The sequence below is a fragment of the Roseisolibacter sp. H3M3-2 genome (assembly GCF_029211165.1).
Classification (GTDB): domain Bacteria; phylum Gemmatimonadota; class Gemmatimonadetes; order Gemmatimonadales; family Gemmatimonadaceae; genus Roseisolibacter.
Map to the genome: position 1 here is coordinate 1 of NZ_JARGEK010000141.1, position 11,243 is coordinate 11,243.

Genomic DNA, 11,243 nt, shown 5'->3' on the forward strand with positions numbered 1-11,243 from the left:
GCTCCCTCCGCGCGGATGGAGCCTCCAATCTGCTACCAGATCTTTGATAATCGCCCAGATCTGATCTTTCCGATCCGATTCCCCTGCGCTTTCAGAGCCCACCAGCACGACGGCCGGCGGCCTACAGCTTCCCCGGGTTCGCGCGCCAGACCGCCCAGGTGAGCGCGCTCGCGAAGGCGACCCAGCCGATGTACGGGAGGAGCAGGAGCGCGGCGGTGCGGCGCACGCGGCGGAACGCGACCGCCGTCGCGACGACGAGGGCGAGCAGCACCAGCACCTCGGCGAACGCCAGCGCGCCGTTCCGCCAGGCGAAGAAGAGCCAGGTCCAGAGCGCGTTGAGCGCGAGCTGCGCGACGTAGAGCACGAGCGCGCGCCGGGTGCCGCGCCGCACGCGGGCGCGCCAGACGAGCACCGCGGCGGCCGCCATGAGGATGTACAGCGCGGTCCACACGGGGCCGAACACCCACGCGGGGGGCGCCCAGGCGGGGCGCTGCAGCGAGAGGTAGAACTCCCCCGCGCGCGCCGACGCGACGCCGCCGAGTGCGGCCGCGGCGACCGTGCAGAGGACGAGGGCGAGGGAGCCGGTGGCGCTGCCGCCGACGTCGTCGAGGGTGAGACGGGTGCCGGTCATGCGGGGTCGTCGAGTCCCGCGAACAGGTCGTCGGCGGGGATGGTCGGGGGCGGCTCGCCCCAGGCGTGTCGGAACGCCTCCCAGTCGAGGATCGTGCCGCCGGTGCGGGCGTGCGCCTCGCCGAACCACTCGCGGTCGACGCTGCGGTGCTGCGTGCGGTGGGTGCGGAGCGCTGCGACCTTGCGGTCGCGGTACGCGCGTCCGTCGATGAGGTAGTCGACGCCCCAGTGGGCGGCGAACTCGTCGCGCGTGGCGGCGTCGCCGGGGAGCAGGGGCGCGGGCCAGACCATGCGGCGCACCGCGTGCGGCGCGCCGAGGTGCGGGGCGTAGCGGGCGTCGGCGGCGGCGACGACGGCGTCGTGGGCGAAGCGGCCGATGGCCTGGTGGTCGGCGTGGCCGGAGACGCCCTTCGGGTCGAAGGAGAGGACGACCGTTGGTCGCTGCCGTCTGATGTGCGCGACCAACACCTCGCGCATCGCGTCGGGGTCGGCCTCGTGCAGGTGCTTGTCCTGGTGGTCGAGCAGCGCGAGCAGCTCGATGCCGAGGATGGCGCAGGCGTCGCGCAGCTCGCGCTCGCGCACCGCGGGGAGCGCGTCGCGTGAGACGAGCGGGGGGTCGCCGGCGGAGCCGGCCTGGCCGCGGGTGGCGCAGATCAACCCGACCGTGGTGCCGGCGTCCGCGAGGCGGGCGGCGGTGGACGCGAGCATGAAGCTCTCGTCGTCGGGGTGCGCGAGGATGGATACGAGCAAGGCGGGGCCAGGGAATGGAGAGTCTTCAGGACGGCTCACATCGCATCGCACCTCGGGGCCCACCACACCTGCGGCATCTCGCCGGCACCTCGCATGGCGGTCATCGCCGCGTCGCGCGCGTTCGGTCGCGTGAACACCGACGTCGGCCCGCCGCGCCGCGCCCCCCGCGCCCGCAGGAACATGCGCACCGTGTCCAGGGCGCGCGCCGGCCGCGCGCGCCGACGCCGCTCACGGCCCCGGGATGTCGCGCGTCGTCGCGATCCAGACGGTCCCGTGCAGCCGCCGCAGGTTGTCCGCCGGCGGCGGCAGCTGCACCGCGCGGGCGACCCGCGCCACCGGCGGGCGCGGGCGGCGGATCACCGGGGTGCCGGTCAGGAGCAGGTGGACGAGGGCGCGGGCGAGCACGGAGCGGGGACGTCGGGGACGGTGAGGGGAGGCGCGGCGGGGCGGGACGCGGTACCCTCTCCGCGAGGCCCCCCCGTCCGCCACCGTGCACGCCGCGAGCCCCGGCCCCGAGGCCGGGGGCGCGCCGAGGAGCGACCCGTGAGCGACCGCCCCGCCCACCGCTGGTACGCGCGCCCCGTCCTGTTCGTGGCGGACGTGCACCGCGCCGCCCGCTTCTACGTCGAGTCGCTCGGCTTCGAGAAGCGCTGGCACTCGGACGACGGCGCCGGCACCGTCTGCCAGGTCGACCGCGGCGAGTGCGAGATCATCCTCTGCGAGGACGCCGCGCGCCGCGACCGCGGGCGCCTGTTCGTCGAGCTCACCGCCGACGGGCTCGCCGAGCTCCGCCGCGAGCTGGCCGCCCGCGGCGTGCCGGCGCGGGCGACGTGGTGGGGCTACGACACGGTGGCCGTCGACGACCCCGACGGCAACGAGCTCTTCTTCCCGGACCCCGGCTGAGTCATCGCGCCGCCGGCGCCCGCGCCGCCTTAGGTTGGGGGCATGTACTTCATCATCATCGAGGCCGTCCCGCGCCCCGCGCACCCCCGCCGCGACGAGTTCGGCGGCGCCTTCGCGGCGTGCTGGGTCGCCACCGACGACGCCGTGGTCGCCGAGCGGGAGGCGCGCGCCGTGCTGGCCGACGCGGAGTGGGAGCCGCGCGACGTCGAGGACCACTTCCCGGTCGAGCGCGCGCAGTACGTCGGCAACGACGAGCTGCTCGCGCTGTACGACCGCGCGGTCGCCGACGGCGTGGCGATCAACCTGAACACGTGGCCGGCGCGGAAGCGGAAGAAGGCGTGACGCCGTGCGCCGGCCGACGGTCCCGAGACTGCTCGCGGCGTGCGTGCTTCCGGCGGCGCTCGCCTGTCGCGCCGTGCTGGGATCCGACCCCGCGGGACCCGCGGAACTGGATGCGGAGGTCTACGACGCGCTGATCGACGCCGGCGCGTCGTCCTCCGACACGGTCTACGTCGCCGACAGCACGCTGCGCTTCGAGCCGCCGACGGGACCCTCGACGGTTCCGTCGTTCAGGGCCGCGCTGGACGCGCTCCCGGCCGGACTCCTGGCGAAGCTCGCCGAGGTCAGTGCCACGCGGCGCGCCATGCGGCCGCTCGCGCTCCGCCGGCCCATGCGGCTGTTCTCGGAGCACGCCGCCCGCCGGCCGCGCGACGCCACGACGGTTGACGACCGCCGGCTCCCGAGGGCGGGCGATCGGATCGTCGCACTCTCGCCGGTCGCGCGCAGCGCGGACGGCCAGCACGCGCTCGTGTACTACGAGGCGAGCTGCGGCCCGCGGTGTTCGAGCGCGAGCCTCGCCTGGCTCGCGCGCGAGACCAGCGGGCGCTGGAAGGTCCGGCGCACCGTTCTCTTCTGGATCACGTAGCGGGTCCCCCGGCGCGCCGCGTTCGCTCGGCGGTTCGCTGATCGGAGTATTCGTAGACGCGCCGCGTGCGACGCCGAACGGGGGTGAGCGATGGTTGCATGCGCGTGATCTCGTGGAACCTCAACGGGCGTCGGCGAGACCTCGAAGCGCAGGTCGCGGCGCTGGCCGCGCGAGCGCCGGACGTCGTGGCCTTGCAGGAGGTCACACCCGGGACCGTTGCCGAACTGCGCCGGGCGCTCGCACGGGCGGGTCTACCACATGCGGTGGATTCGTTCACGCTCGCGCCGCCATCGTTCGAGGCGATCGGTCCGCGTCGGTACGGTCAGCTGACCGCCAGCCGTTGCGAGGTCGCGCCCGAGGCTCCCGGCCGCTTCGTCCTCCCGTGGCCCGAGCGCGTGCTGACCGTCCGGGTGCGCACTCCGAGCGGCGAAGTGGAGGTGCACAACACGCACGTGCCGCCCGGCTCCAGCAACGGCTGGGTGAAGATCGACCAGCTGGTCGGCCTGTTCGACGGCCTCGCGCGCGAGTCGGCGATCCCGCGCATCCTCTGCGGCGACTTCAACGCCCCGCAGGAGGAGCTGCCGACCGGCGAGGTCGTGACGTGGGCGAAGCGCCGCGGCAGCGCGGGCTGGCGGGTGGCGCGGATGGTTCGAGGCGGGCCGGGAGCGGCCTGGGACGCCGGCGAGCGGCGCATCATGACCGATCTGGCCACGTGGGCGCTGCCCGACGTCTTCCGACAGCTGCACGGGTACGCGGTGCAGGAGGCGAGCTGGCTGCTCCGGCGAGGCGACACCGTCCGCGGCCGGCGCTTCGACCATGTGTTCGCCTCGCCGACGCTCGTTCCCCAGCGTTGCGTCTACCTGCACGAGCTGCGAGAACGCGGACTCAGCGATCACTCGCCGGTCGAGGTGGACTTCGGCTGGCCAACGTGCGCCGGCTGAAGTCGTTGCCTACGACGCGTCGGCAGATCCAACGCTGCGCGTGGGGCTATCCGAGTCTCGACTCGACGGCGGTTGGAACGTGCGCGCTCGACACCGACCCCGGGCACACCGCCCGCGCCCTTGGGCGATCGTCGGACGTTCAACCCGCCGCCCGCTGCCCGCCGCGTCGTCCGACTACCCCGCCAGCTCCGCGTGCCGGAAGCACGACACCAGGTGGTCGTTCACCACGCCGACGGCCTGCAGGTACGCGTAGCAGATCGTCGTCCCCACGAAGACGAACCCGCGCCGCTTCAACTCCTTCGACACCGCGTCCGACAGCGGCGTCCGCGTCGGCACCTGCGACGGCGCGTCCCACGCGTTCACCACCGGCCGCCCGTCGACGAAATCCCACAGGAAGTCGGCGAACGACCCGCGCTCCGCCTGCACCGCGAGGAACGCCCGCGCCCCCGACACCGCGCCCGCGACCTTCTGCCGGTGGCGCACGATCCCCGGGTCGAGCAGCAGCCGCGCCACGTCGGCGTCGTCGAACCGCGCCACCGCCTCCGGGTCGAACCCCGCGAACAGCCGGCGGTAGTTCCCGCGCTTCGCGAGCACCGTGCTCCAGCTCAGCCCCGCCTGCGCGGCCTCGAGGATCAGGAACTCGAACAGCACGCGGTCGTCGCGCACCGGCACGCCCCACTCCGCGTCGTGGTACGCGACGTCGAGCGGCTTGCGCGCCCAGGGGCAGCGCGGGCGGTCCTCGGCGGGGGCTGGGGCGGCGTCCATCCCCGCAAGCTGCCGCGTCAGCCGTCGCGACGGTAGCCGCGCAGCGACGCCTCCACCGCCGCCGCCACCAGCCGCTCGATCAGCGCCAGCGCCTGCGCCACGTCCGCCGGCGCCGCGGGGAGCGGGCGCACCGCGTCCGCCAGCGCCTCGCCGAGCAGCGCCCACTCGCGCCGCAGCTCCGCCTCCGGCCAGCCGAGCTGCGCGCGCTGCACGCCGTGCCGCTCGGCGATGAGCCGCTGGATCTCCGAGCCGTCGCGCAGCATCTCCGCGGTCAGCGGCCCGTCGGCGCCGACGGTCAGCAGGCTCTGCGCGACGTCGGCGACGAACGTCACCGTGTGGTCCTGCAGCTGCGCGTCGCCCAGCGCGCGCGCGCTCGGCGTCCCTTCGTCGACGCGGAGGCGCGCCAGGAACGCGGCCAGCACGCGCTCCGCCTCCGCCAGCAGCCCCTCGCCGACGCGGCGCAGCCCGTCCCCCTCCGCGTCCGGCGCGCGCGGCGCGTCGTCCGGCGCCTCGTCGGCGCGCGCGTCCGCCGGCGCGTCCGCCACCTCCGACGGGTCGGCGGCCGGCAGCCAGAGCACGAACGACGAGCCGTGCCCCGGGCGGCTGCGCACCGTGACGTCGCCCCCCATCAGCCGCGCCAGGTGGCGGCTGATCGTCAGCCCGAGCCCCGACCCGCCGATCGTGCGCGTGCGCGCCGCGTCGGCCTGCACGAACGCGTCCCAGATGCGGTCGAGCTGCTCGGCCGCGATCCCGACCCCCGTGTCCTCGACGCGCACGAACGTCCACGGCTCCGCGCGCGCGTCGCGCGCCACGCACGCCTCCGGCGGCGCCGCGTCGGCCGCGCCGCACGTCAGCGTCACGCGACCGCCCGCCTCCGTGAAGCGTACCGCGTTGGACAGCAGGTTGGCGAGCACCTGCCGCACCCGCGCCGGGTCGCCGCGGTACGCCGCCGTCGCCTGCGGCGTGCACCCGTTCACCAGCACGATGTCGCGCGCCCGCGCCTGCGGCTCCACCAGCTGCAGCGCCGCCGCCGCCGCGTCGCGCACCAGCGCCGGCTCGCGCGCCGTCCGCATCTCCCCGGCCTCGATCTTCGACAGGTCGAGCACGTCGTTCACCAGCGCCAGCAGGTGCCGGCTCGTCCCGCGGATGCGGCCGAGGTACTGCCGCTGCGTCTCGGTGAGCGGGCCGGCCAGCCCGATGTCGAGCAGCTCCGCGTAGCCGATGATCGCGTTCAGCGGCGTGCGGATCTCGTGGCTCGTGTTGGCGAGGAACTGCGACTTCGCCGTGCTCGCCGCCTCCGCCGTCGCCGTCGCGCGCTCCAGCGTCCGCGCGTGCTCGCGCTCCCCCGTGAGGTCCTGCGTGATCTTCGAGAACCCCTTGAGCCGCCCGCCCTCGTGCAGCGCCGTCAGCACCACGCGCGCCGGGAAGAACGTGCCGTCCTTCCGCATGCGCGTCCCCTCGCCGATGTACTCGCCGTGCGCGGCGGCGTGGCGCAGGTGGTCCTCCGCCGACCCGTCCTCGGCGTCGCCCCCCGGCGGGTAGAGCACGCGCAGGTGCCGCCCCACGATCTCCTCGGCGGTCCACCGCTTGATGCGCTCGGCCCCGCGCCCCCAGTGCGTGATGATCCCGTCCGGGTCGGCGAGGAACACCGCGTAGTCGCGCACGCGGTCCACCAGGAGGCGGAACTGCGTCTCGGCGGCCATCGCCTTGTCGTGCGCGTCGGCCAGCTCGCGCGCCTGCCGCGCGCGCTCCGCCTCCAGCCGCTTGCGCGCCGTCACGTCGCGGTAGAACACCGCCAGCCCGCCCGACTCCGCGGGGTACGCGCGCACCTCGTGCCAGACGTCGGCGTCCGCGTAGTGGTGCTCGAACGCCACCGGCACGCGCTCGGCGTGCGCGCGGCGGTACTGCCGCTCCACCTCCGTGCCGCGCGTCTCCGGCCACTGCGCCCAGTGGTCGCGCCCCACCAGCGCCTCGGGCGTCGTCCCGTTCAGCCGCGCCGCCTCGCGGTTCGCGTACGTGACGCGCCAGTCGCGGTCGAGCGCGAGGAACGCGTCCGACATCCCCTCGACCACCGCCAGCACGCTCCGGTCGCGCGCCCGGCGCTCGGCGGCGCGGCGGTCGCGGGGCGGGGCGTCGTGGCGGGCGGCGGAGGCGTCGGGGACCATGCCGGTCCCCATTCCAAGAAATGCGCCGCGGCGCGCCGCCGCCCCGCCCTCGTCCCGGACGCACCGCCGCCGCGCCGGCGCGCCCCGCGTCGTCGCGCTGGCGCCGGCGCCGGCCGGCGCGCATCGTCGCCGTCCATCTCACGGAGAGGCACGGTGCGGAACACGGTCGGGCGCGCGGTCAGGGGCGCGGGGCTCGCGGCGGCCGTCGCGGCGGCCGGCGTCGCCGCGCGCACGCAGGAGGGGCCGCCGGTCTGGCCGATGACGCCCGACCAGCCGACCAGCGCGCGCCTCCTCGCCGCGCTCCCCGAGGGCGACGAGAAGCGGAAGTTCCTGCTCGACTGCACCGGCTGCCACCAGCTGAGCGTGCGCACCGCCTACCCGGCCGGCGCCGCGCGCGACTCCGCCGACTGGGACGCGGCCGTGCAGCGCATGCTCCGCTACGGCGGCGCGCGCGGCGGCTTCCCCGTGATCCACGACGGGCGCGAGGCCGCGTCCACCGCGCGCTGGCTGGCGCGCCACCTCCCGGCGCGCCCCCCCGTCGCGGGCGACGGCAGCGAGGCGTGGCGCGCGCTGGTCCCGGCGGCGTCGGCGTGGCGCGTCACCGAGTACCCGCTGCAGCCGGCGTGGGAGCTGCCGCACGACGTCGCCGTCGACGGCGCGGGGCGCGTCGTGATCACCGGCATGATGACCGGGCGCATGTACGTGCTCGACCCGCGCACGGGGACGATGGACACGGTCCCCGTCCCGGTGCCCCGCGCCAACCCGCGCGCGGTGGAGGTCGACGCCGCCGGCCGCTGGTGGGTCGCGCTCGGCGGGCCGCGGCAGGTGGCCGTGCACGACCCGCGGGCGTCGGGCGCCGCCGCCTGGCGCACCTTCGCCACCGGCATGTACCCGCACAGCGTCGCCCTCGGCCGCGACGGCGAGGGGTGGTTCAACGGGCACTTCACGCGGTCGCCCGAGCTGATCGGGCGCGTGTCGCTCGCCGCGGGCGCGGGGCGCGTCGACACGGTGGCGGTGACGCCGCACCCGACGCTCGCCGAGGTGCCCGGCGGGCCGATCCCGTACGAGATCCGCGTCGCCCCCGACGGCGTGGTGTGGACATCGGAGCTGTCGGGGAACCGGCTGGTCGCGCACGACCCGCGCGACGGGCGCACGTGGGCGGTGCCGATCCCCGAGGCGCACGGCGGCCCGCGCCGCTTCGACGTCGACGCGCGCGGCGCGCTCTGGGTGCCGCTGTACGCGGGCAACGCGCTGCTGCGCTACGAGCCGGCGTCCAACCGCTTCACCCGCCTCCCGCTCCCGATCCCCGACGCCGTGCCGTACGTCGCGCGCGTCGACCGCGCGAGCGGCGACGTGTGGGTCGGCACGTCGGCCGCCGACGCGGTGCTGCGCTGGACGCCCGCCGCCAGCCGGTGGCGCGTGTACCCGCTGCCGAGCCGCGGCGCGCTGGTGCGGCACCTGGCCGTCGACGCGCGCACGCGCGACGTGTGGCTGGCGTACGGCGCGTCCCCCGGGCCGGCGGCGCGCGTCGCGCGGCTGACCGTCCGTTGACACGGCGCGCGGTGACGCGGCCCACGGTGCGGTGGGTACTCCCGTGAGGACCCTCGCCCTCACGCTCATGCGCCATCCCCTGCTCGTCCCCGCGCTCGCCCTCGTCGGCGGGCTGGTGCTCGCCTGCGACGACGGCGTCCCGGCCGACCCGGGCGACCCGGTGGTGGCCGCGGTGCGCGGCGACTGCCTCGCGCCGATGGAGTTGTCGGCCGTCCCCGCCCCCGTCGGCGGCGACTGGTGGACGGAGGGCGACCGCCCGCCGACGCTGCGCATCGTGCAGGACGGGACGCGCCTGCAGGGCGACCTCGCCTTCTCGGGCGTGATGCGCGCCGGCGGCACCGGGACGCTCGACGGCGGCTGCCTGCGCCTGACCTTCCCGGCGCGCGCCGGGACGGGCGAGCCCGCGCTCACGGTCGACGCGCGGCTGCTGAGCGGCGGCATCCTCGACGTGGTCGTGGGCGGCGTCCCCGACCCGCTGCGCGTGACGATGCGCCGCCCGCGCCCGGGGCGCTGACGGCGGACCGGCGGGGGGCTGACGGCGGGGGCGTGCGCCGGGACAGCATTCCCGCATGCCCGCCCCGACGCTCTCCCGCCTCGACCTGAGCCGCGCCACCCTCGCGCGGCAGCACCTGCTCGCCCGCACCGCCGCGCCCGTCGCGCGCGTGGTGCACGACCTGGCGGGGATGCAGGCGCAGCTCGCCCGCCCGCCCTTCGTCGGGCTGTGGACGCGGATCGACGGCCTCGCGCGCGACGCGCTGCCGCGCGCGGCGCACGACCGCGCCGTCGTCCGCGCGACGGCGATGCGCGGCACGCTGCACCTGCTGACGGCCGACGACTACCGCGCGTGGCGCGGCCCGCTGGCCGGGATGCTCGCCGCCGCCGGCGCCTCGATCGTCGGCGGGCGGTCGGACGGCCCCGACCCGGCGGCGGCGCGCGCGGCGGCGCTCGGCCTGCTGCGCGCCGAGGGGGCGATGCCGTTCGACGCGCTGCGCGAGCGGCTGGCCGCGCGCTTCCCCGGCGCCGACGTGCGGGCGATGGGCTACACGGTCCGCATGCACCTCCCGCTGGTGCAGCTCCCCGCCGAGGGGGCCGCGTGGGGGTGGGACGCCAAGGCGCCGTTCGGCCCGGCCGAGGACTGGCTGCGCGACCCGTCGCTCGGCGACCCGACGGCGGCCGACCCCGACCCGGCGCCGCTCGTCCGCCGCTACCTCGCCGCCTACGGCCCGGCGTCGGTGGCCGACGCGCAGACGTGGTCGGGGCTGAAGGGGCTGCGGGCGACCTTCGCCGCGCTCCGCGACGAGCTGGCGACCTTCCGCGACGAGCGCGGGCGCGAGCTGTTCGACCTCCCCGACGCCCCGCGCCCTGGCGGCGACGCGGCGGCGCCCGTGCGCTACCTCCCCGAGTTCGACCAGCTGGTGCTGGCCCACGACGACCGGTCGCGCGTGATCGACGAGGCGCACCGGCCGCTGGTGTTCTCGAAGAACCTGATGGTGGCGGCGACCTTCCTCGTCGACGGGCGGGTGGCCGGCACCTGGGGGGTCGCGGTGAAGCGCGGGACCGCCGCCCTCGCCGTACGGCCGTTCGCGGCGCTCTCCCGGCGGGTGCGGGGGGAGCTGGAGGCGGAGGGTGAGGCGCTCGTCCGGTTCGTGGAGCCCGCCGCCCGGGGGTGGACGGTCGAGTTTGTCATGTGATTTTCGTCACGGACCTTGCGCGGTGGCGTACACGGCCAATCTTGGGGGCTCCCCTTACCGATCTGCCATGTTCCGCGATCCCCGCGCCGACGACGGCGCGACCCTGGTCGAGTACGCCCTGCTGGTGGCGTGCGTCGCCGTGGTGGTGATCGGCGCCGCCCGGCTGCTCGGGTCGAGTTCCTCGACCACCCTGAGCACGGCCGGCGCGGCGGTGGCGTCGAGCAACGGCGGGAACGGGAACAACGGCAACGGGAACAACGGCAACGGCGCCGGCGGGAACGGCAACGGGAACAACGGCAACGGGAACGGCAACTCCGGCACGCCTCCCGGCCAGCAGTAGCCCGCCGCCGGCGCCCGGGCGAACGCCACCGAGCCGCCCCCGTTCGCGGTTGGCTCGGAGCGCTCGGCCCGTCAGCGCGGGGCCGGGAGGTACTGTGGCGGGATCGGGTTGTCCGGCCGCTCCCCCTCCCAGAACACCGACACCACCCACCAGCGCTTCCCGTCGTTCCACAGCTGGATGCTGTTGATCCCGCGGGCGAACGGCTGCGCGTCGCCCGCCGCGCGCCGGCTCTCGTACGAGCTGAACGCGTGCACGACGTTGCCGTACCGCTCCGTGCGCCGCGCGATCTCCTTCTCGAAGAAGCCGTTGGCCTCGAGCCCCGCGCCGGCGTTGGTGACGTACTCGTCGACCGTCCAGGTGCGCAGGCGGAACGTCCCGTCGGGCGCGCGCCCGGTCGGGATCAGGCGCGCCCCGGGCGCGAACAGCGAGCGCATGCGGTCCCAGTCGCGCTTCTGCCCCGCGGGCCCCGAGATCACGTCGTAGAGCGCGGCGAGGATCGCGTCCACCGACGCCACGTCGGCCGGACGCGCCGCGGGCGGCGCGGGGGGCTGCGCGGCCGCCGCGCCCTCGTCGCCGGCGCAC

Annotated in this window: 14 protein-coding genes; 8 read left to right on the plus strand and 6 right to left on the minus strand. The window is 76.4% G+C overall.

The genetic code is table 11. The features are described 5' to 3' along the window. Positions 1 to 121 precede the first annotated feature (121 nt). From PYV61_RS12880 to PYV61_RS12890, 3 genes are all read right to left on the minus strand, one after another. A complete protein-coding gene (locus tag PYV61_RS12880) occupies positions 122 to 631 on the minus strand; it encodes a TspO/MBR family protein (protein WP_275832113.1) in 510 nt (169 codons plus the stop codon). Continuing rightward, the gene (locus tag PYV61_RS12885; RefSeq protein WP_275832115.1) at positions 628 to 1,380 is read right to left on the minus strand and encodes a PIG-L family deacetylase; all 753 of its coding nucleotides are present in this window, start codon (positions 1,378 to 1,380) and stop codon (positions 628 to 630) included. The genes PYV61_RS12880 and PYV61_RS12885 overlap by 4 nt, the downstream gene beginning before the upstream one ends. A 228-nt stretch (positions 1,381 to 1,608) precedes the next feature. Continuing rightward, the gene (locus PYV61_RS12890) at positions 1,609 to 1,785 is read right to left on the minus strand and encodes a hypothetical protein (RefSeq protein ID WP_275832117.1); all 177 of its coding nucleotides are present in this window, start codon (positions 1,783 to 1,785) and stop codon (positions 1,609 to 1,611) included. A gap of 138 nt (positions 1,786 to 1,923) precedes the next feature. On the opposite strand from PYV61_RS12890, the gene PYV61_RS12895 reads away from it, so the two are divergent. From PYV61_RS12895 to PYV61_RS12910, 4 genes are all read left to right on the plus strand, one after another. Then, positions 1,924 to 2,283: a glyoxalase superfamily protein gene (locus PYV61_RS12895; protein ID WP_275832119.1), complete on the plus strand. Its 360-nt coding sequence runs from the start codon at positions 1,924 to 1,926 to the stop codon at positions 2,281 to 2,283. Positions 2,284 to 2,325: 42 nt separating this feature from the next. Continuing rightward, positions 2,326 to 2,625, plus strand: coding sequence for a hypothetical protein (locus tag PYV61_RS12900; RefSeq protein WP_275832121.1), 300 nt, complete (start codon positions 2,326 to 2,328; stop codon positions 2,623 to 2,625). Positions 2,626 to 2,698: 73 nt separating this feature from the next. After that, the gene (locus PYV61_RS12905; RefSeq protein ID WP_275832123.1) at positions 2,699 to 3,208 is read left to right on the plus strand and encodes a hypothetical protein; all 510 of its coding nucleotides are present in this window, start codon (positions 2,699 to 2,701) and stop codon (positions 3,206 to 3,208) included. A 98-nt stretch (positions 3,209 to 3,306) separates the two neighbouring features. Then, positions 3,307 to 4,149, plus strand: coding sequence for an endonuclease/exonuclease/phosphatase family protein (locus tag PYV61_RS12910; protein ID WP_275832125.1), 843 nt, complete (start codon positions 3,307 to 3,309; stop codon positions 4,147 to 4,149). A gap of 174 nt (positions 4,150 to 4,323) precedes the next feature. Here PYV61_RS12910 and PYV61_RS12915 read toward each other — a convergent pair whose 3' ends face one another. Beyond that, complete coding sequence (locus PYV61_RS12915) at positions 4,324 to 4,914, minus strand: DNA-3-methyladenine glycosylase I (protein ID WP_275832127.1); 591 nt, start codon at positions 4,912 to 4,914, stop codon at positions 4,324 to 4,326. A gap of 17 nt (positions 4,915 to 4,931) precedes the next feature. Then, on the minus strand, positions 4,932 to 7,079 hold the full coding sequence (locus PYV61_RS12920) for an ATP-binding protein (RefSeq protein WP_275832129.1): 2,148 nt from the start codon (positions 7,077 to 7,079) through the stop codon (positions 4,932 to 4,934). Between the two features lie 153 nt (positions 7,080 to 7,232). Here PYV61_RS12920 and PYV61_RS12925 point away from each other — a divergent pair, with 153 nt between their 5' ends. The 4 genes from PYV61_RS12925 (at position 7,233) to PYV61_RS12940 (ending at position 10,661) form a co-directional block, all read left to right on the plus strand. After that, on the plus strand, positions 7,233 to 8,630 hold the full coding sequence (locus PYV61_RS12925) for a hypothetical protein (protein ID WP_275832131.1): 1,398 nt from the start codon (positions 7,233 to 7,235) through the stop codon (positions 8,628 to 8,630). A gap of 43 nt (positions 8,631 to 8,673) precedes the next feature. Next, complete coding sequence (locus tag PYV61_RS12930) at positions 8,674 to 9,144, plus strand: hypothetical protein (protein ID WP_275832133.1); 471 nt, start codon at positions 8,674 to 8,676, stop codon at positions 9,142 to 9,144. Between the two features lie 55 nt (positions 9,145 to 9,199). Beyond that, positions 9,200 to 10,321, plus strand: a complete 1,122-nt coding sequence (locus PYV61_RS12935; protein WP_275832135.1) for a winged helix DNA-binding domain-containing protein — start codon at positions 9,200 to 9,202, stop codon at positions 10,319 to 10,321. 67 nt (positions 10,322 to 10,388) lie between these two features. Next, on the plus strand, positions 10,389 to 10,661 hold the full coding sequence (locus PYV61_RS12940) for a hypothetical protein (RefSeq protein ID WP_275832137.1): 273 nt from the start codon (positions 10,389 to 10,391) through the stop codon (positions 10,659 to 10,661). A gap of 71 nt (positions 10,662 to 10,732) precedes the next feature. On the opposite strand, the gene PYV61_RS12945 is transcribed toward PYV61_RS12940, so the two are convergent. Further along, positions 10,733 to 11,243: hypothetical protein (locus PYV61_RS12945; RefSeq protein WP_275832139.1), on the minus strand; the 511-nt coding region annotated here is incomplete at its 5' end.

What these genes read in the sequence shown, in the direction of transcription:
- PYV61_RS12920 (WP_275832129.1), bottom strand. Translation starts at nt 7,079, where the DNA reads ATGGTCCCCGACGCCTCCGCCGCCCGCCACGACGCCCCGCCCCGCGAC.
- PYV61_RS12910 (WP_275832125.1), top strand. Translation starts at nt 3,307, where the DNA reads ATGCGCGTGATCTCGTGGAACCTCAACGGGCGTCGGCGAGACCTCGAA.
- PYV61_RS12915 (WP_275832127.1), bottom strand. Translation starts at nt 4,914, where the DNA reads ATGGACGCCGCCCCAGCCCCCGCCGAGGACCGCCCGCGCTGCCCCTGG.
- PYV61_RS12940 (WP_275832137.1), top strand. Translation starts at nt 10,389, where the DNA reads ATGTTCCGCGATCCCCGCGCCGACGACGGCGCGACCCTGGTCGAGTAC.
- PYV61_RS12935 (WP_275832135.1), top strand. Translation starts at nt 9,200, where the DNA reads ATGCCCGCCCCGACGCTCTCCCGCCTCGACCTGAGCCGCGCCACCCTC.
- PYV61_RS12880 (WP_275832113.1), bottom strand. Translation starts at nt 631, where the DNA reads ATGACCGGCACCCGTCTCACCCTCGACGACGTCGGCGGCAGCGCCACC.
- PYV61_RS12900 (WP_275832121.1), top strand. Translation starts at nt 2,326, where the DNA reads ATGTACTTCATCATCATCGAGGCCGTCCCGCGCCCCGCGCACCCCCGC.